The 19463-nt window shown below is 67.5% G+C and carries 19 protein-coding genes; 2 read left to right on the top strand and 17 right to left on the bottom strand.

Going from position 1 to position 19463, the window contains the following annotated elements; translation table 11 throughout:
• Positions 1 to 55 precede the first annotated feature (55 nt).
• From ACGFIF_RS01015 to leuA, 9 genes are all read right to left on the bottom strand, one after another.
• Entirely contained in the window at positions 56 to 514 is a 459-nt protein-coding gene (locus ACGFIF_RS01015; RefSeq protein ID WP_393150016.1) for an NUDIX hydrolase, read from the bottom strand.
• Positions 511 to 1968 (bottom strand): GNAT family N-acetyltransferase, encoded by a 1458-nt coding sequence (locus ACGFIF_RS01010; RefSeq protein WP_393150014.1) that lies wholly within the window; start codon positions 1966 to 1968, stop codon positions 511 to 513. Before ACGFIF_RS01010 ends, ACGFIF_RS01015 begins: the two co-directional genes overlap by 4 nt.
• Before the next feature lie 46 nt (positions 1969 to 2014).
• Entirely contained in the window at positions 2015 to 3877 is a 1863-nt protein-coding gene (locus ACGFIF_RS01005; RefSeq protein ID WP_393150012.1) for an ABC transporter substrate-binding protein, read from the bottom strand.
• Between the two features lie 61 nt (positions 3878 to 3938).
• The gene (locus ACGFIF_RS01000) at positions 3939 to 4145 is read right to left on the bottom strand and encodes a hypothetical protein (RefSeq protein WP_393150010.1); all 207 of its coding nucleotides are present in this window, start codon (positions 4143 to 4145) and stop codon (positions 3939 to 3941) included.
• Positions 4145 to 5200, bottom strand: a complete 1056-nt coding sequence (locus tag ACGFIF_RS00995) for an ABC transporter ATP-binding protein (protein WP_393150008.1) — start codon at positions 5198 to 5200, stop codon at positions 4145 to 4147. Before ACGFIF_RS00995 ends, ACGFIF_RS01000 begins: the two co-directional genes overlap by 1 nt.
• Positions 5197 to 6291, bottom strand: coding sequence for an ABC transporter ATP-binding protein (locus tag ACGFIF_RS00990; protein WP_393150006.1), 1095 nt, complete (start codon positions 6289 to 6291; stop codon positions 5197 to 5199). The genes ACGFIF_RS00995 and ACGFIF_RS00990 overlap by 4 nt, the downstream gene beginning before the upstream one ends.
• Before the next feature lie 14 nt (positions 6292 to 6305).
• Positions 6306 to 7211 carry an ABC transporter permease gene (locus tag ACGFIF_RS00985; protein WP_393150004.1) on the bottom strand — a complete coding sequence of 302 codons (906 nt, stop codon included), beginning with the start codon at positions 7209 to 7211 and terminating at the stop codon, positions 6306 to 6308.
• Between the two features lie 4 nt (positions 7212 to 7215).
• On the bottom strand, positions 7216 to 8220 hold the full coding sequence (locus tag ACGFIF_RS00980) for an ABC transporter permease (protein ID WP_393150002.1): 1005 nt from the start codon (positions 8218 to 8220) through the stop codon (positions 7216 to 7218).
• Between the two features lie 324 nt (positions 8221 to 8544).
• Complete coding sequence (gene leuA, locus ACGFIF_RS00975; protein ID WP_393153603.1) at positions 8545 to 10218, bottom strand: 2-isopropylmalate synthase; 1674 nt, start codon at positions 10216 to 10218, stop codon at positions 8545 to 8547.
• 290 nt (positions 10219 to 10508) lie between these two features.
• On the opposite strand from leuA, the gene ACGFIF_RS00970 reads away from it, so the two are divergent.
• Complete coding sequence (locus ACGFIF_RS00970; RefSeq protein WP_393150000.1) at positions 10509 to 10928, top strand: PPOX class F420-dependent oxidoreductase; 420 nt, start codon at positions 10509 to 10511, stop codon at positions 10926 to 10928.
• Here the strand turns inward: ACGFIF_RS00970 and katG are convergent.
• Both katG and ACGFIF_RS00960 read right to left on the bottom strand, forming a co-directional pair.
• Entirely contained in the window at positions 10915 to 13119 is a 2205-nt protein-coding gene (gene katG / locus ACGFIF_RS00965) for a catalase/peroxidase HPI (protein ID WP_393149998.1), read from the bottom strand. The two genes, ACGFIF_RS00970 and katG, sit on opposite strands and share 14 nt — an antisense overlap.
• Positions 13120 to 13121: 2 nt before the next feature.
• Positions 13122 to 13547, bottom strand: coding sequence for a Fur family transcriptional regulator (locus ACGFIF_RS00960; protein WP_393153601.1), 426 nt, complete (start codon positions 13545 to 13547; stop codon positions 13122 to 13124).
• Between the two features lie 218 nt (positions 13548 to 13765).
• On the opposite strand from ACGFIF_RS00960, the gene ACGFIF_RS00955 reads away from it, so the two are divergent.
• On the top strand, positions 13766 to 14755 hold the full coding sequence (locus tag ACGFIF_RS00955) for a GNAT family N-acetyltransferase (RefSeq protein ID WP_393149996.1): 990 nt from the start codon (positions 13766 to 13768) through the stop codon (positions 14753 to 14755).
• Here ACGFIF_RS00955 and ACGFIF_RS00950 read toward each other — a convergent pair.
• The 6 genes from ACGFIF_RS00950 to ACGFIF_RS00925 are packed head-to-tail and all read right to left on the bottom strand — an operon-like array spanning position 14752 to position 19439.
• Entirely contained in the window at positions 14752 to 15420 is a 669-nt protein-coding gene (locus ACGFIF_RS00950) for a GNAT family N-acetyltransferase (RefSeq protein WP_393149994.1), read from the bottom strand. The genes ACGFIF_RS00955 and ACGFIF_RS00950 overlap by 4 nt on opposite strands.
• Positions 15421 to 16350, bottom strand: coding sequence for a GTPase Era (gene era, locus ACGFIF_RS00945; RefSeq protein WP_393149992.1), 930 nt, complete (start codon positions 16348 to 16350; stop codon positions 15421 to 15423).
• Positions 16334 to 16669: a cytidine deaminase gene (locus ACGFIF_RS00940; RefSeq protein WP_393149990.1), complete on the bottom strand. Its 336-nt coding sequence runs from the start codon at positions 16667 to 16669 to the stop codon at positions 16334 to 16336. Before ACGFIF_RS00940 ends, era begins: the two co-directional genes overlap by 17 nt.
• A gap of 25 nt (positions 16670 to 16694) precedes the next feature.
• Complete coding sequence (locus ACGFIF_RS00935) at positions 16695 to 17999, bottom strand: hemolysin family protein (RefSeq protein ID WP_393149988.1); 1305 nt, start codon at positions 17997 to 17999, stop codon at positions 16695 to 16697.
• A 42-nt stretch (positions 18000 to 18041) separates the two neighbouring features.
• On the bottom strand, positions 18042 to 18515 hold the full coding sequence (gene ybeY, locus ACGFIF_RS00930; RefSeq protein ID WP_145808863.1) for an rRNA maturation RNase YbeY: 474 nt from the start codon (positions 18513 to 18515) through the stop codon (positions 18042 to 18044).
• A gap of 9 nt (positions 18516 to 18524) precedes the next feature.
• Positions 18525 to 19439, bottom strand: a complete 915-nt coding sequence (locus ACGFIF_RS00925; RefSeq protein WP_393153599.1) for a PhoH family protein — start codon at positions 19437 to 19439, stop codon at positions 18525 to 18527.
• Positions 19440 to 19463: the final 24 nt, after the last annotated feature.

The raw sequence follows: 19463 nt of genomic DNA, 5'->3' as shown, positions 1-19463 counted from the left end.
GGAGCCGCTTCCTCACGGACTTCGAACGCGTTTCTCACACCGCCATCAGGTTTTCTCACACCCCCATCAGGAGCGGCCGCGCCGGCACACCTTCGGTCAGCAACGCGTGCAGCAAGCTGGGCAACGCCCGCGGGGAGAACTCGGCTTCAGCACTCAGCAGCTCCGACACGGTCCACCACCGGCAGTCGCTGATGCCCTCAAGCTCCCAGTCGGGCGTGGGCTCAGGTTCGAAGTGTTCGGTGCGGACGACGTAGTAGTCGTTGCGGACGCCGTCGTGACCGGCGGCGTACGGTCCGACCGCCTCCTGGCGCCAGACGTGATGCTGGATGTCCGCGGCCTCCAGACCGATCTCCTCGCGCAACTCGCGGGTGAGCGCGTCGTGGTGAGACTCGCCGGGTTCGAGGCCTCCTCCAGGGGCCACCCAGAAGGACCTGTCCGGGAGTTCGCAGCGCAGCAGGAGCAGGCGGTCCGATGGATCCAGGACGAGACCTCGGGTCGAGTGACGGAGGTTCACAGGGCCAGCTGGGTCGGGATGGTGGGTGGGCCGTTCTGGAGAAGCTCCTGCAGCAGCAACGGAAGTGCTCGGGGCGCGAAGCGGGCTTCGGTGGCAAGGAGTTCCTCGAGCGTCCACCAGCGGTGGCCGTGGACGTTCTCGGCCTGGAGCTCGGCTTCGGTGAGGGTGCCGCCGACGGTGAAGGGGTCGGTCCGGACGAGGAAGTAGTCGTTGATGACACCGTCGTACCCGGTGGCGTGGCCCTCGGCAACTACTTCCTGGTGCCAGAGGTGCTGCGGGTGGTCAGGAGCGTCCAGGCCGACCTCCTCCTGAAGCTCACGGTGCAGGCCGTCCCGCAACGACTCCCCCGCCTCGAGACCGCCGCCCGGCGTCGCCCAGAGCGGACCGCTGGGGAATTCGAACCGGACCAGCAGGATCCGGTCGGCAGGGTCGAGTACGACGGCGCGCGCGGCCGGACGCAACCGGGGATAGGTCAGCTCGAGCTCCCGATGTTCCTCGATCGAGCGGAAACCGAAGCGGGTGTTGACCTTCTGCATCGGACCGTTCGAGAGCGCCGTCCACGTGTGCAGGAAGCGCTGCGTCGTCCGGTGCTTCGCCAGCTGATCGAGATTGACCAGCTTCAGGTGAGTGCCCAGGTTGTGCCCGCGGTGCTCCCGCAGTACCAAGGTGTCGTCCTGCTGGGCGTGCGAGTCGTCACCCCGCGGCAGGTACATCAACGTGTACCCGGCAGGCTCCCCCGACAGCGTGTGCGCCATCGTGACGAGCGCGAGGTAGCTCCGGTCGATCCGCTGCTCACTCGCCTGCAGCTTCTCCACCGTCCACGGCACCACTTCGCGCGTCATCCCGCCCGTCGGCACGTCGTGATCCATCGCGGTATGTAGATCGGCGTACGCCTGCTGGTGTTCCGGCGGGCACACGCCCGCCCACGACGTCAGCCGATACCCGTCGAGCACTCCGGCCGTACGACGCAACTCGTCCAGCAGCACCACGTCGTACGGCAGTGGTACGACGAGATGGTCCTCAACGTGCTCGACCGAGAAACCGAGGTGGGCGGCGAACTCAGCACCGGGCCATGGCTCTGAAGGCACGCCGACCTCGGTCTGGAAGATCGTCCGCCCGAGCTGCGCCGCCCGCGTCACGGCCCACTGCCACAGCGCCGTACCGATGCCGCGCCGCCGATGCTGCGGCGGTACGTCGATCTCGACCTCGACCGTGTCGAGGTTGTCGGTCAGCCGGTACTCGAACAGCATCGCGCCGAGCACCCGGTCGTCCTCGAACGCGCCGACCGCGAGCCGCCGCTTCAGCGGTCCGGGGTTGCGCAGCGAGAAGCCGAGCGCCTCCCGGCCGACCACGAGCGCGGCCTCGCGCCCCGCGACCACACCGGCCCGCAGCGCGTCGTACCACTCGTCGAAGAGGGCCAGGTCGGCCGGGTCGATCTCGCGAACGCTGATCACCCGGCCGACCCAACCAAACGAACGGGTCAGACCGCCAGTGAATAACTCAGGACGGTGCGACCTTGCCCGAGTACATGCCCATGATGACGAAGTTGTCCGCGTACGGCGCGTTCTTCAGGATCGGGTCGTCGTCCGCCGGGAACTTGGCGACCCGCGTCCCTTCCAGCGCCGGGTTGTTACCGTAGCGCTCCCACAGCGGGATGATCGGCAGCAACTCGTTGAACGCCATCGCGGCCGCGGTGATGTTCTTCTTCTGCTCGTCGACGTTCAGGCCCTGGGCCGACTTGTCGACCACGGCCTTCAGGTCGATCGGACCGGCCGAGGTGGTCTGCTGGAGCGGGAAGTTCATCCCCTTACCGCCCGAGTTCGCCGCGATCACGTAGTTGAACGTGTACAGGTCCTGGACGAACGCGAAGTACGGGTGCGGGTGGTTCGAGGCGCCCCAGCCCTGGATGGCGATGTCGAACTTCCCGGCCAGGACGTCGGGGTTCAGCTGGGTGAAGGTAATGCCCCGCTTGGTGATGTTGAACCCGAACTTGTTCAGCTGGTCGGCCGCGTTGGTGGCGGCCGGGTTCCAGTCGGCGAACTCGGTCGGGAACTTGATGTCGTACGCCGCGGGCTTGCCGGTGGACGTCGTCCACTTGTCGCCGGACTTCTTCCAGCCGGCCGCCTGCAGCAGCTGGGTGGCCTTGTCGAGGTCCTTCTCGTAGGCCTGCAGCTTCTTCTGGTCGGCGTCGGTGATCCAGTCGGGCACGAGGATGTCGGAGAACCCGGCCATGAACTTGCAGGGCTTGCCCGACTCGCCGAGCGCGACGGTGCCGTTCTCGTTGCGGTCGAGGACGTAGGCGATCGCCTGCCGCACCCGGGCGTCGGAGAGCTCCGGGTGGGTGGTGTAGTTGAACACCAGCGACGGTCCCGAGTACACCGGCGGGCGGAGGATCCGGAACCCGTTCTGCTCGAACGTCTTCTCGCTGGCCACCGCGAAGCCGTGGGTCGCGTAGTCGACGTCCTTGTTCATCACGACCGGGGTGATGTCGGAGGTCTCACCGTTGTACAGGACGACCTTGCTGAACGCGATCTTGTCGGCGAACAGGCCCTTGTCGTTCTTCACCAGCGTCATCTGGGCATTCGTCATGGTCTTCGGGTCGAAGTTGAACGGACCCGACACGACCGGGTTCTCCGGCCGGAGCTTCTGGAAGTCGCCGTTCAGCTTCTTGCCCTCGGCGCTGTCCAGGCTGGTCTTGGCCTTCCGCATGGCCTCGGCCTTGGTGGCCCACTCACCGTAGACGGAGCTGGGCAGGATCGGTGCCCGGAGGATGTAGCGCTCGAGCACCGTCGACGGGGTGCCGATGGTGAACAGCACCGTGGTGTCGTCCTGGGCCTTGACGTCGGACAGGAACGTCCAGTCCTGCTGGCGCATCAGCCAGCGCAGGTTGAACGTGTCCACGACGTCCTTGGCGGTCACCGGCGAGCCGTCGCTCCAGGTCAGGCCGGAGCGGAGCTTCATGGTGTAGGTGTTGGCCGCCTCGTCCAGCGAGCTGGACTCGGCCATCATGTATTCCCACTTCTTGTCCGCCCAGTAGTACATCCCGCCGCTCGGGTAGATCAGGTCGAGGTACGGGCTCTGCTGCTGGATGCCTTCGGTGACACCCGCCGCCAGGTTGTAGTGACCCTTGGGCGGCAGCTGGTAGGGATACGCGCCGTGGAACTCCTTGTTGCCGGACTTGTTGTCGCCCGCCTCGTCGCTGTTCGGGTCGCTCGGCGAACACGCCGTCAGCGACCCGATGCCGGCCGCGCCGACACCGGCGATACCGAACAGTTGGAGCACGTGCCGGCGAGAGATCGCATTGGACAGGGCGCTCGCGCCCGGTCCGTTGGTGCCGGAATCGTTGGTGCCGGTGGGACTCATCCTTCGTCCTTTCTGATCTGACCACACGCCCATGTGGGTCAGGCACTACTGGTTTGACGTACTACTGACCGCCCTCGTGTTTCTCCCGGCGCCTGGTCACGACGACCAGGGCGACGACGATCAGGCCCAGTAGCAGGCCCAAACACAAGGTGAACAGGGTGACGACGAACTCCGGTGTGCCCGGCGTCAGCGTGAACAAAAGGATCACGCTGGCGAGCACGAGGAACGCCGCCCAGCCGAGCGCGACCCGGCCGATCTGGGGGCCCATCAGGCCACCGGCTGATCCGGCCGGAGCGCGTCGGCGCCGTCGCGGGCCACCACATGGCACGCGGCCGACTGACCGGAACGAACTTCGACCAGTTGGGGCACCTCGCCGTCGCACAGACCGTCCTCGAACAGCGGGCAGCGCGGATGGAACGAGCACCCGGGTGGCAGGTGTGCCAGGCTCGGGATCTCCAGGCTGCGCAGGGATCCGGCGCCCTTGGTCTTGGTCAGATCGGGATCGGGTTCGGGGATCGCGTCGATCAGCGCCCGGGTGTAGGGATGGGTGGGCGCGTTGATGATCTTCGGGGTCGGGCCGAACTCGACGATCCGGCCCAGGTACATGACCGCGGTCTTGCCGTGCCAGCCGAAGTACTTCGCGATGGCCAGGTCGTGGGTGATGAACAGGAAACCGACGCCGAGGTCGTCGCGCAGCCGGCCGAGCATGGCCAGCACGCTGATCCGGATCGACACGTCGAGCATCGAGGTCGACTCGTCCGCGATGATGATCTTCGGGTCCAGCGTCAAGGCCCGGGCCACCGCCACCCGCTGCCGCTGACCACCCGACAGTTGATGCGGGTACTTCGGCAGGAAGTTCTCCGCTGGGGTCAGGTCGACCTTCGTCAGCAGCTCGACCGCTTTCTCGGCGGCCGCCTTCTTGCCCTTGACCACGCCGTGCTTGAGCAGCGGCGCAACGATTGTCTGCAGGATGGTCCGGGTCGGGTTCAGCGAGGCGTACGGATCCTGGTGGACGTACTGGACGCTGCGCCGGAAGGTGCCGAAGTCACGCCGCTTCATCGACCAGATGTCGGTGCCGTCGAAGGCCACCTGACCGTCGGTCGGCCGGGCCAGTCCGGCCGCCATCCGCGCGGCCGTCGTCTTGCCGGATCCGCTCTCACCGACCAGGCAGAGCACCTCACCGGGGTTGATCGACAGGTCGACGTGATCGACCGCACGGATCGGACCAGCCTTGGTGTCGAACACCTGGCTGACCCTGTCCAGCGTCATCAGCGGCTGCCGTCCCTCGGCCGTCCCCGCCCGGGCAGTCTCGGTCGCGGTCATGACGCCGTCCCTAGGTCGTCGGTCGGCACCTTTCGGTCGAGGTGCACCTGATCGGAATGGATGCAGGCGACCTCGTGCCAGTCGCCTGGTTGGTCGGTCACCGGGATGAGCGGCGGGTCCTCCTGCTTGCAGTGCTCGGTGGCGAACTTGCAGCGCGGGTGGAAGGTGCAGCCCGCCGGCAGATCGGCCAGGCTCGGCGGTCCACCCGGGATCGACTCGAGATCCGGCAGGTCGCCGACGATCGGCGGCACCGCCTTGATCAGGCCCAGCGTGTACGGGTGCCGCGGTTGGTAGAACAGGTCCCGGACGCCGCCGGTCTCGACGATGCGACCGGCGTACATGGTGGCGACGCGGTCGGCGAGCTCGGCGGCCAGCGACAGGTCGTGGGAGATGAAGATCATCGAGAACCCGAGCCGCTCGCGCACCTCGTGCAGGACGTCGACGATCGACCGCTGGGTCAGGATGTCGAGTGCCGTGGTCGGCTCGTCCAGGATCAGCACCTCCGGCTCGAGCAGCAGGCTCATCGCGATGAGCACCCGCTGCCGCATTCCGCCGGACAGCTCATGCGGGTAGCAGTCCATCACCCGCGCCGGCTCCAGCCGCACCAGCCGGAGCAGCTCCCCGGCCCGCGCCTCGATCTCCTGCTTGGTGGCCTTGGTGTGCGCCCGCATCGTGTCGTGCATGTGGCCGCGGATCTTCAGCACCGGATTGAACGCGTTCATCGCGCCCTGGAAGACCATCGCCGCGTCCCGCCAGCGGAACTTGCGCAGGTCCCGGCCGTCCAGGCCGAGGATGTCGATCTCCGCACCGTCACCGCGGTTGAAGATCACCTTGCCGCTGGCGTGGCCCAGCCGCGGCAGCAGCCGCAGCAGACCGAGGCCGAAGGTCGTCTTGCCGCAGCCGCTCTCCCCCACCAGGGCAAGGCTTTCGCCGGGGTAGAGGTCGAGGTCGACACCGCGGACGGCCTGGACCGTGCTGCCGGCCCCGGTCCGGTACTCGACCTTGAAGTCGCGCACCGAGAGCAGTGGCTTGTCGTGGCCGCCGCGCACCGCGCGGGCAGTACTCGCTGTGCTGGTCTTGCTGGGAGGCATCGCAGTCACCATCCTCACTGGTCCCGGAGTCGCGGGTTGAGGATCTCCTCGAGCGATCTCGTCATCATCACCAATCCGAGCAGCAGGAGAACGATCGCGACGATGGGACTCAGGATGAAGGGCAGACTGTCGTCGTTGAAGATGGCGCCGGCGATCCAGGCGCGGTTCAGCATGATGCCCCAGTTCGACCCGGTCAACGGCGCCAGGCCCAGCAGGTAGAGGCCGACCAGCGCGTAGATCGCGTTCGTCACACCGATCATGAAGTTCATCAGGATGAAGCTGGCCATGTTCGGCAGGATCTCGACGAAGACGATCCGGATCGTGCCGAGGTCGAGCAGTTTGGCCGCCTCGACGAACTCGCGTTCCTTGAGCGAGAGCACCTGGGACCGGATTGCCCGCGTCAGCACCGGCCAGGCCAGGCCACCGACCAGAAAGGCGAGCAGCAACGGCGAATCCAGCTTGAACATCGCACCGAGCACCGCGAGCAGGACGATCACCGGGACGGTGAGGAACACGTCCGCCAGGGTGACCACCACCGAGTCGGTCCCGGCGCCGAGGTAGGCGGCCAGCGAGCCGAGGACGATCGCGATGACGGTTGAGATCGCGGCCGCGAGGAACCCGATGAAGATGACGGACCGGCCGCCGTCGATCACCTGGATCAGCACGTCCTTGCCCTCGTTGTCGGTCCCGAGCAGATGCCCGGGCGACCCGAACGGCAGGAAGATCTCCTTCACGTTCGGCTCCACCGCGGGGGTGAAGAACGGCCCGATCGCGGTGATCAGTATCAGCAGCGCCACGATGATGAAGCCGATGAAGCCGGCCGGGCTGCGCCGCAGCGATCGCAGGATGCCGCCGAAGCGCGAAACGCTCGTCGTCCCGATCGCGGCGGTAGCGCCGGCGGTGGTCATAGTCTCAGCCATCTCGTCACCCCTGACCCTGGCCGGGGACCCGGATCCGCGGATCCAGCCGGCTGTAGAGGATGTCGGCGAGCAGGTTGGCCACCACCACCGAGATCGTGACGACCAGGAAGATTCCCTGCAGCACCGGGTAGTCGCGACCGTTCACCGCGTTGAAGAGCGCCAGGCCGATGCCCTGGTAGCCGAAGATCTTCTCCACGAAGATCGCGCCGCCGACGACGAACCCGAGCGACACGGCGAGCGCGCTGAACAACGGCAGTACGGCGTTGCGCCCGACATAGCCGGACCGGATCCGGGAGTCACTGAGGCCACGGGCGCGGGCGACCGTGACGTAGTCCTCGCCGAGGGTCTCCACTGTGGAGGACTTCATCACCAGCGCCCAGGATCCGACCGTGGTCAGCAGGTAAGCGAGGATCGGCAGCATCGCGTGGTAGAGGATGTCGTTGAGGAAGTACAGGCTGAACGACGGTTCCACTCCCGGTGTGTAGGAGCCTCGCGCCTCGGTCAGGTTGAAGACCTGCAGTTTCACGCCGAGGAAGACCACGATCAGGATCGCGACGATGTAGTTCGGGATCGCGTGCAGCAGCGCACCCACTGAGCTGAGCGTGTGGTCGATCCAGCTCTCCCGGCGGTAGGCCATGATCATGCCGGCCACGATGCCGATGCCGAAGCTGAGGATCGTCGCGACGCCGACGGAGAACAGCGTCCACGGCAGGTAGGTCTTGATGACCTGGGCCACGGTGGTGCCCGGCGACAGCAGTGAGTTGCCGAAGTCGCCGTGCAGCAGGTTGACCATGTACGTGACGTACTGCTGGATGAGCGGCTCATCCGGATCCAGCGAGAACAGGTTCTTCGCCTGCGCGGCGGCAGCCTCGTAGGAGATACCAGTCTGCGCGATCTGGGTCTGGATGTAGGTGTCGACCGGGTTACCCGGTAGCAACCGCACCAGAAAGAACGTCCCGGTGGTGACGATGAAGATGGTCAGGACCGCTTTCGCGAGTCTACGGACCAACCACGCGTTCAGGAATCGTCGCGTGACATTGGGTCTAGGCTCGTCGACCGGACCCTCTATCAGCTTGCCAGCCGGTGTCTCGACCGCACTGCCCACAGCTCACCTCCAAGCGACTACCGACGAATATGGCCCCCGGTGACACCCTTTAGTAAGAGAACCTGCCTTGCAAGGATCTGCGCACAGTGTGGACAGTCTGCGCATCCGCAGACACCGAGTCAACGACTTGAGACAACGTTGCCGATAGTACGCACAAACCGTGATCTCAAACACAGAAAACGCCCGCCACCCTCTGCGAAGGGTGACGGGCGGCTGCGATTTCCGTAGTCAGCGAGTGGCTCTGTTGATGGCGGAGACGACCGCTTTCAGGGATGCGGTGAGGATGTTGGCGTCCCGGCCGACCCCCCAGTAGACCTCGTCGCCGACCTCGCACTCGACGTACGCGGCAGCGAGCGCGTCGCCGCCGGCCGAGAGCGCGTGCTCGTGGTAGTCCAGTACGCGGACGTCGTACTTCAGCGGCTTGATCGCGTCGACGAAGGCCGACACCGGGCCGTTGCCCTCACCGGTCAGCTCGTGCGGTACGCCGTTGGAGTAGACCTGCACCCGGAGCTCGTCGCCCTGGCCCTCGCCGGACGACGAGTTGACCGTGAGCAGCGACAGCTTGCCCGGTGCCAGGTACTCGGCCGCGAAGATATCCCACATGTGCTGTGGGCCGACCTCGCCGCCCTCGGCGTCGGTGTGCTGCTGGATCACCCGGCTGAACTCGATCTGCAGCCGGCGTGGCAGGTCGAGCCGGTGCTCCGACTTCATGATGTACGCGACGCCGCCCTTGCCGGACTGCGAGTTCACCCGGATGACGGCCTCGTACGACCGGCCGACGTCCTTCGGGTCGATCGGCAGGTACGGCGCCTCCCAGGCGATCTCCGAGACCGGCTTGCCCTCGGCCGCGGCCTGCTTGTCCAGCGCCTCCAGGCCCTTCTTGATCGCGTCCTGGTGCGAGCCGGAGAAAGCGGTGTAGACCAGGTCGCCGGCGTACGGCTGCCGCTCGGGCACCCGCATCTGGGTGCAGTACTCGACCGTACGGCGGATCTCGTCGATGTCGGCGAAGTCGATCTGGGGGTCGATGCCCTGGCTGAACAGGTTCATCCCCAGCGTGACCAGGTCGACGTTGCCGGTCCGCTCGCCGTGGCCGAACAGGCAGCCCTCGACCCGGTCGGCGCCGGCCATCAGGGCCAGCTCGGTCGCGGCCACCGCGGTGCCGCGGTCGTTGTGCGGGTGCAGGCTGATCGTGCTGTGCTCGCGCCGGGTCAGGTTCCGGCTGAACCACTCGATCTGGTCGGCGTACACGTTCGGGGTGGACATCTCGACGGTGGCCGGCAGGTTCAGGATGATCTCCCGGCCCTCGGCCGGCTGCCACTGGTCGCTGACCGCCTCACAGACCTCGAGCGCGAACTCCAGCTCGGTGCCGGTGAAGATCTCCGGGCTGTACTGGTAGCCGAACTCGCAGTCGCCCAGCATGTCGTCGGCGTACTTCATCACCGTCTCGGTGCCGCGGACGGCGATGTTGAGGCACTCGGCCTTGTCGACGTTGAACACGACCCGGCGGAACAGCGGCGCGGTCGCGTTGTAGAGGTGGATGGTCGCCTTCGGCGAGCCCTGCAGCGACTGCACGGTCCGCTCGATCAGCTCGTCGCGAGCCTGGGTCAGCACCGAGATGGTGACGTCGTCGGGGATGACGTCCTCTTCGATCAGGCTGCGGACGAAGTCGAAGTCGTACTGGCTCGCGCTCGGGAAACCGACCTCGATCTCCTTGTAGCCCATCCGGACCAGCAGGTCGAACATCCGCCGCTTGCGGGCCGGCGACATCGGCTCGACCAGTGCCTGGTTGCCGTCGCGGAGGTCGGTGGACAGCCAGCGCGGGGTCCGGTCGACCGACTTGGCCGGCCAGGTGCGGTCCGGCAGGTCGATCGGGGGAAACGCGCGGTAGCGCTGGATCGGCATCCCGGACGGCTGCTGGACGGGCTTGGGCTGATTCTTCGGTGCCACGGGGGTTCTCCTCGGGAGGTGTACTGCGGAAGTCGTGAGGACGACCGGCGTACGACAAGACTCCGCGGCGAGGGAACCGGCCTTGTCAGGCCTCGCCGCGGCAGCGAAGGAGGAGAAGCTGGTGCCGCATGATGCCAGTGAGTCTAAGCACAACCCGGCCCGCCCGTCGAACCGGGGGTCTCGACCGCCGAGACACGGAGCGTGACGACTTGTGCTCAAGCGCACTTGAAATTTTAACCTTGACCATGACCACCTCCCTGCTGGACCGGATCGGCGCCCACGGCCTCGGCGTCCTCGTCACCCTCAAGCGCGACGGCCGGCCGCAGCTGTCGAACACCACCTACACCTTCGACGGCGAGCGGATCCGGGTGTCGCTGACCGACGACCGGGCCAAGACGAAGAACCTGCGGCGCGATCCGCGGGTCAGCCTGTACGTCAACGGTCCCGGCGGCGGGTCGTACGTCGTACTGGAAGGCAAGGCCGAGCTCAGTCCGGTGGCGGCCGATCCGTACGACGACGTGGTCGAGGACCTGGTCGACTACTACCGGACGGCGTCCGGCGAGCACCCGGACTGGGACGAGTACCGCCGGGTGATGGTCACCGACAAACGCCTTGTCCTGTCGATGACCATCGACCGCGCCTACGGAATGCCTACGCCGTCCTGAGGTCGAACCGGTCGAGCTCCATCACCTTGACCCAGGCCGCGACGAAGTCGGTCACGAACTTGTCCTGGGCGTCGGCACTCGCGTAGACCTCCGCGAGGGACCGGAGCTGCGAGTTGGCCCCGAAAACAAGGTCGACCGCGGTGGCCGTCCCCTTGAGGTCGCCGGTCGCCACGTCCCGGATCTCGAAGACGTTCTCCTCCGACTCCGACGCCTTCCACGCCGCGCCGGCGGCCAGCAGGTTCACGAAGAAGTCGTTGGTCAGTGTCCCGGTCCGGTCGGTGAAGACGCCGTGCTGTGCACCGCCGGCATTCGCGCCCAGTGCCCGCATGCCACCGACCAGGACCGTCATCTCCGGGGCGGTCAGGGTCAGCATGTACGCGCGGTCCAGCAGCAGCGTCTCCGGCGAGAGCTTCTCCCCCGCCTGCAGGTAGTTGCGGAAGCCGTCGGCCTTCGGCTCGAGTACGGCGAACGCGTCGACGTCGGTCTGTTCCTGGGAGGCGTCGGTCCGGCCGGGGCGGAACGGAACTGTGATGTCGTGCCCGGCGTTGCGGGCCGCCTGCTCCACGGCAGCGCTGCCGCCGAGCACGATCAGGTCGGCCTGGGACACCCGCTTCCCGGAGCTGTTGAACTCCTGCTGGATCTGCTCGAGGGTCTGCAGCACCGTGGCCAGCTCGGCCGGTTCGTTGACCTTCCAGCTGCGCTGCGGCTCGAGCCGGATCCGCGCGCCGTTCGCGCCACCGCGTTTGTCGGTGGACCGGAAGCTGGCCGCGGCCGCCCAGGCGGTCTTGACCAACTGCGCGACGGACAGGCCCGACCCGAGCAGTTTGTCCTTGAGCGCCGCGATGTCCGCGTCATCGATCAACTCGTGGTCGACCGCCGGGGTCGGGTCCTGCCACAGCTGCGGCTCGGGGACCCACGGGCCGAGGAAGCGCGAGACCGGGCCCATGTCGCGGTGCAGCAGCTTGTACCAGGCCTTGGCGAAGGCGAGTGCGAACTCGTCCGGGTGCTCGAAGAAGCGGCGCGAGATCGGCCCGTAGATCGGGTCGAGCCGCAGCGCCAGGTCGGTCGTGAGCATGGTCGGGCGGTGCTTCTTGTCCGGGACGTGCGCGTCGGGCACGTTCTCCTCGGCGTCCTTCGCGACCCACTGGTGCGCTCCGGCCGGGCTCTTGGTGAGCTCCCACTCGTGACCGAACAGATTCTCGAAGAACCCGTTGCCGAAGCTGGTCGGCGTACTCGTCCAGGTCACCTCGAGACCGCTGGTGATCGTGTCCTTGCCCTTGCCGCTTCCGTAGGTGCTCTGCCAGCCCAGGCCCTGCGCCTCGATCGGCGCCCCCTCGGGCTCCACCCCCACGTGATCGGCGGGCCCAGCCCCGTGGGTCTTGCCGAACGAGTGGCCGCCGGCGATCAGCGCGACGGTCTCCTCGTCGTTCATCGCCATCCGGCGGAACGTCTCGCGGATGTCCCGGGCCGCCGCGAGCGGGTCCGGCGTACCGTTCGGACCCTCGGGATTGACGTAGATCAGGCCCATCTGTACGGCGCCGAACGGTCCGGACAGCTCGCGGTCGCCGCTGTAGCGCTCGTCGCCGAGCCAGGTGTCCTCGGCACCCCAGAAGACCTCTTCCGGCTCCCAGATGTCCTCGCGCCCGAAGCCGAAACCGAAGGTCTGGAAGCCCATGTCGTCCAGCGCGACGTTGCCGGCCAGCACCAGCAGGTCGGCCCACGAGATCTTCCGGCCGTACTTCTGCTTGACCGGCCACAACAGCCGGCGGGCCTTGTCGAGGTTCGCGTTGTCGGGCCAGCTGTTCAGCGGCGCGAACCGCTGGGCGCCGTCGCCGGCCCCGCCGCGGCCGTCCTCGATCCGGTAGGTGCCGGCCGCGTGCCAGCTCATCCGGATGAACAGCGGGCCGTAGTGGCCGAAGTCGGCGGGCCACCAGTCCTGTGACGTCCGCATCACCTCGACGATGTCGGCCTTGAGCGCGTCCACGTCGAGCTTGGCGAACTCGGCCGCATAGTCGAAGTCGTCCGCCAACGGGTTCGACCGGGTGTGGTGCGGGTGCAGGACCGAGAGGTCCAGCTGGTTGGGCCACCAGTCGCGGTTCGTCCTCGGCCGGCCCGGCTTCACAGTCGGTGCGTCGATGGCCGGATTCTCGCTCTCACTGCCTTGGTGGGTGACGCCAGACGTGTCGGACATGCTCAGCCTTTCCGTGCTGTTGCTGGGTCAGGGGTGGTGGCGGAACAGGCGGGGCACAAGCCCCAGTAGACGACTTCGGCCTCGTCGACGGAGAAGCCGTGGCGGTCCGACGGGTGCAGGCAAGGCGCCTGGCCGACAGCGCAGTCCACGTCCTCGATCACGCCGCACGACCGGCACACCACGTGGTGGTGGTTGTCCCCCACCCGCGCCTCGTAGCGTGCGACCGAACCGGCCGGCTGGATCCGCCGCAGCAGCCGGGCGTCGGTCAGTGCGCGCAGGACGTCGTACACCGCCTGGTGGGACACGTCGGGCAGGGCCCGGCGGGCGGCGCGGATGATCGTGTCGGTGTCGGCGTGCGGATGCGCATGGACAGCGTGCAGTACGGTCACCCGAGGCCGGGTGACCCGGAGCGCGACGTCGCGCAACATCGCGTGGACGTCGAATTCGACTGCCACTCATGCAGTCTTTCCACCGTTCTGGAATCGGTCAAGATTTCCGCGCGTCGATCGGAAAGCCGACGAAATTGCCAGGATCTTGCGCCCTGTCCGATCCGGTCCAGCGCATCGACAAGGCCTGGCACGTGCGGTGACTTCCCCACCGCGATAAATCACTCGCGGTAAACGGCAGCAGTGTGGAAGCTGAGGGCGTGGAGATTACGAGACTGTCGCCCGACGACGAGGTCGGATGCGCTGCTGCCGTCGCGGTGATGGATGCGGCGGCCAAGGTCGACTGCCCGGAGTCGTTGCTGCCGACGCCGCGGGGCTATGCGAATCATTTGCGGTACGGCTGGGACCTCGATCCCGCGCGGGCCTATCTCGCGCGGGACGCCGAGGGAACCGCCGTGGGCCTTCTCTCCGCGGATGCGCCGACGTACGACAACACCAACCTGATGTGGCTGGGTATCGACGTCCATCCGGACTACCGCAGCCACGGAGTCGGGTCGGAGCTGATCGCCTACGCCGAGGCGCTGGCCGCGGAGCTCGGCCGGTCGTCTCTCGGCGCCAGCTCCTGGGACCTGCCGAAGTCGGAGGCGTTCGCCCAGCGGCACGGCTTCGAGCGGAAGTCGATCGCGGTGAACCGTCGGCAGGACATCGCGAACCTCGACTGGTCGGTCGTCCAGAAGCTGTACGACGACGCGGTCGCCGCATCCTCGGCGTACGAGCTGCTGAAGATCACCGGCTCGCTGCCGGAGGAGCTGCTCGAGGGCATGGTCACAGTGACGGACTCGATCAACGACGCGCCGAAGGACGACCTAGACATCGAGGACGACGCGTACAGCCCGGAGCGGTTGCGTGCCTATGAGGAGGCGCAGCTGAAGAGCGACCGCACCCTCTATCGGGTGATCGCCCGGGAGAAGGCGACCGGCGAACTGGCCGGCCACTCCACCATCACGGTCGAGCTGGAACGACCGCACATCGGCGAGCAGAACGACACCGCCGTCTCCCGCGACCACCGCGGCCACCGCCTGGGCGCGCTGCTCAAGTCCGCGATGCTGCTGTGGATGCGCGACCAGGAGCCGGCCCTCACCCAGATCGACACCTGGAACGCCGAGTCCAACAACCACATGATCGCCATCAACGAACAACTCAACTACCGGATCATCGCCAGGGCCCTGGAGTTCCAGAAGAGCCGCTAGACGGCCTCGACGACGGTGACCTTCATCGAGTTCGTGAGAGCGAACCCGAGCGCTTCGTAGAGCTGGATCGCTCGGGTGTTGGTGCCGCCGGTGTGCAGGAACGGTGTGCGGCCGGTGGTGGTGATCTGTGCGGCTACCGCGCGGATCAGGCGGGTGGCCACGCCCTGGCCGCGGTACGACGGGTGAGTGCAGACTGCACTGATTTCGGTGTGGGTCGGGAGGGCGAAGCGGGTGCCGGCCATGGCGATCAGCTCACCCTCCCGCCGGATGCCCAGGTAGCTGCCCAGCTCGATCGTGCGGGCTCGAAACGGGCCCGGGTCGGTCAGGGCGACCAGGGCCAGCATGTCCGGTACGTCGTCCAGGGTGAGTACGACGGCTTCGTCGTACTCAGCTGCCAGTGCCGGCGGGGCGACGTACTGGACCAGGTCGAACTGGCGGTCCAGCTTGAAGGTGTCCGGGACCGGCAGATCCGGGCGCATCAGGGCGGCCTTGGTGCCGACGCCGAGCAGTTCGGCGGCGTCGGCCCAGTCCTCGGCGGTCGGGTCGTCCGGGAGGGCCAGAAACGGGGCAACGGCCTTCGGGTAGCAGCGGGCGTTGCCACGGATCTCGGCGAAGGTGGAGTGCGGGCCGGTCAGGGCGGCGTGGACCGGGTTCTGCAGGGGCATTCAGAAGCCGAGTTTGCGCAGGTGCTTGGCGTCGGTCTGCCAGTTCTTGGCGATCTTCACGTGCAGGTCGAGGTAGACCGGCGTCCCCAGCAACGCTTCGATCTGGCGGCGGGCGGCGGCGCCGACCTCGCGCAGCCGGGCGCCCTTGTGGCCGATCACGATGCCTTTCTGGCTGTCCCGCTCGAGGTAGATGTTGGCGTACACGTCGAGCAGCGGCTTGTCCTCCGGGCGGTCCTCGCGCAGGCCCATCTCGTCGATGGTGACGGCGATCGAGTGCGGCAGCTCGTCCCGCACACCCTCCAGCGCCGCTTCTCGGATCAGCTCGGCGACCAGGGTCTCCTCGGGCTCGTCGGTGATGTCGCCGTCGGGGTAGAGCGCGAAGCCCTCCGGCAGGAGTTTCACCAGCTCGTCGGCGACCACGTCGACCTGGTAGCCGGACGTCGCCGAGACCGGCACGATCGCGGCCCACTCGATCCCGGCCGACTCCCCCAGCGCGGCGATCTCGGCCAGGTGCTCGACCATCCGGTCCGGTTCGACCAGGTCGGCCTTGGTGGCCAGTGCGACCTTCGGGGTCCTCGCGACCTTGGCCGCCTCGGTGACCAGGAACCGGTCGCCGGGACCGATCCGGTCGCTGGCCGGCAGGCAGACCGCGATCACGTCGACCTCGGCCCAGGTGGTCTTGACCAGGTCGTTCAGCCGCTCGCCGAGCAGGGTGCGCGGCTTGTGCAGACCGGGGGTGTCGACCAGCACGAGCTGGGCGTCCGGCCGGTGCACGATGCCGCGGACCGCGTGCCGGGTGGTCTGCGGTTTCGACGAGGTGATGACGATCTTCTTCCCCACCAACGCGTTGGTGAGGGTGGACTTGCCCGCGTTCGGCCGCCCCACGAAACAGGCGAAACCGGACTTGAAAGCCTCAGGTGTGGACGACATCGCGGACCTCTCCGGTGCCATTGGCAACTACTACGGGAATGGCGGCGCCGGCGAAGTGGCGGACGACGTTGACGTCGACACCATCGGGAGCGTCGGTGACCACAGCGGCCGCCTCGAGCCCCTTCACCCCGGAGGACAGCGCCATCGCGACCGCCAGTTGCAGCGCGGTCAGGCCGACGGTGTCGAGCACCACCGTGCAGGCGGAGTACGTCCGCCCGTCGGAGTCCCGGACCGCGGCACCTTCGGCCGCACGGGTGCGGGCCCGGGCGGCGCGGGCCAGGGTGACGAGTTTGGCGTCCTCGGCCGAGAGGTCTGACAAGAAGTGCTCCTAGAAGATCAGGCGATCAGGCGTGCTGGTGGTTCGGGTCGTGCGAGGGGTCGGCGGTCTCCTCGCGCCGTACCAGCACAGTACCGACCTGGTTGCGGCGACCGGACGGCCGCTCCGCGGTCAGCGACAATCCCGCGATCTCCACCTCGGCCCCGGGGATCGGCACCTTGCCGAGCAGTTTCGCCATCAGACCGCCGACGGTGTCGACGTCGTCGTCGTCCAGCGGTACGCCGAACAACTCGCCCAGCTCGTCGATCGGCAGCCGGCTCGAGACCCGGTAGGCCCCGTCCGACAGCTCCTGCACCGACTCGGGCACCTCGTCGTACTCGTCGGTGATCTCGCCGACGATCTCCTCCAGGATGTCCTCGATGGTGACCAGGCCGGCCGTTCCGCCGTACTCGTCGACGACGATCGCGACGTGCATCCGGGCCGCCTGCATCTCGCGCAGCAGCTCGTCGATCGGCTTGGAGTCCGGGATGTACATACACGGCCGCATCACCGACTCGACCCGCTCGGTCGACTCGGCCTGCGCGTTGTCGTAGACCCGGCGCATCACGTCCTTGAGGTAGACGACGCCGAGGATGTCGTCCAGCGACTCACCGATCACCGGGATCCGTGAGTAGCCCGACCGCAGCGCCAGTGAGGTGAGCTGGCGCAGCTTCTTGTGCTTCTCGATGTAGACCATGTCGGTCCGCGGCACCATCACCTCGCGGACGATGGTGTCGCCGAGCTCGAACACCGAGTGGATCATCTGCCGCTCGCCGGACTCGATCACCGCCGACTTCTCGGCCAGGTCGACCAGCGCGCGCAGCTCCGCCTCGGTCGCGAACGGGCCCTCGGCGAACCCCTTGCCCGGGGTGAGCGCGTTACCGAGCAGGATCAGCACCTTCGGCAGCGGCCCGAGCACCCGGGTCAGCGCCATCACCGGGCCGGCCGACAGGATCGCGAACCGGTCCGAGTGCTGCCGGCCGAGGGTGCGCGGCGCGACGCCGATGATCACGTACGAGACCAGCACCATCACCACGGCGGTGATCAGGATGTGCTCCCAGGTGACCGGGAAGACCTCCGACAGCGCCTGGGTGACCAGCACGATCGCGGTGATCTCGCACATCAGCCGGACCAGCAGCAGCGAGTTCAGGTAGCGCGGCGCGTCGGACAGCAGGTCACGCAGCCGGACCGCGCGCAGGTTGCCCTGCTCGACCTGCTCGTTCGCCCGCACCTTGGAGTACGACGACAGTGCTGCCTCGGCGCCGGCGAACAGACCGGCGAGCAGGACGAGCACCGCAGCCACAACCAGCAGAACGAGGTCGTGGGAGGTCACCGCAACGTCACTCCTGTCCAAGTGGGTGTCCGATGGGAACCATCAGACACCCTCCAACCGGTTTCCGGGGGCTCGCCAAGCTTCCAGCAGCCGGCCCTGGACGTCCCACATCTCCGCCTTCTCGGCGGGTTCGGCATGGTCGTACCCGAGCAGGTGCAGGATGCCGTGGACGGTCAGCAGCTCCAGCTCGGCCCAGGTGCCGTGCCCGGCCTTCGCGCCCTGGGCTGCCGCCACGGTCGGGCACAGCGCGATGTCACCGAGATGACCCAGCGGCGGCTCGGCGTCGTCCTCGGCCCCCGGCCGCAGCTCGTCCATCGGCCACGACATCACGTCGGTCGGACCCGGCAGGTCCAGGAACTCGACGTGATACCGCGCCATGGTGTCCTCGTCGACCAGCTTGATCGACAGCTCACACTCCGGATGCAGCCGCAGCGACGACATCACGAACCGGCTGAGCCGCATCAGTCCGTGTGCGTCGATCTCGACCCCGGACTCGTTGTTGACCTCGACGTTCATCTGTGCGGCTCAGCGCTGCCCTTCGAAGTTCTCGTACGCCGACACGATCCGGCCGACCAGCTTGTGCCGGACCACGTCGTGCGAGGTCAGCCGGCAGAACGTCAGGTCCTGGACGCCCTCGAGGATGTCCTGGACCACCCGCAGGCCCGAGTTCGTCCCGGTCGGCAGGTCGACCTGGGTGACGTCGCCGGTGACGACCATCTTGGAGCCGAAACCGAGCCGGGTGAGGAACATCTTCATCTGCTCCGGCGAGGTGTTCTGCGCCTCGTCCAGGATGATGAAGGCGTCGTTCAGGGTCCGGCCGCGCATGTAGGCCAGCGGCGCGATCTCGATCGTGCCCGCCGTCATCAGCCGCGGGATCGACTCCGGGTCCAGCATGTCGTGCAGGGCGTCGTACAGCGGCCGCAGGTACGGGTCGATCTTCTCCGACAGGGTGCCGGGCAGGAAGCCGAGCCGCTCACCGGCCTCGACGGCCGGCCGGGTCAGGATGATCCGGTTGACCTCCTTGGCCTGCAGCGCCTGGACCGCCTTGGCCACCGCCAGGTAGGTCTTGCCGGTACCGGCCGGGCCGATGCCGAACACGATGGTGTTCTTGTCGATCGCGTCGACGTACCGCTTCTGGTTCAGCGTCTTCGGCCGGATGGTGCGGCCGCGGCTGGACAGGATGTTCTGGGTCAGTACGTCGGCCGGGCTCTCGACCGTGGCGGCCTTGATCATCGCGATACTGCGCTCGACGGAGTCCGCGGTCAGCCCGTGACCGGTCCGGACCACCGCGATCAGCTCGTCGATCAGCCGCTCGGCCAGGGCCAGCTCGGCCGGCTCGCCGTTCAGCGTGATCTCGTTGCCGCGGACCATGATGTCGGCGGCGAACTCCTTCTCGACGATGCGGAGGAACTCGTCCCGGGCTCCGAGCAGGGCCACCATGTCGATGCTGTTCGGCACGACGAT

Source organism: Kribbella sp. NPDC049174 (genome assembly GCF_043197365.1).
Taxonomy (GTDB): domain Bacteria; phylum Actinomycetota; class Actinomycetes; order Propionibacteriales; family Kribbellaceae; genus Kribbella.
The sequence above is the reverse complement of the archived record's forward strand: the minus strand, read 5'-3'. Positions and strand labels throughout refer to the sequence as shown.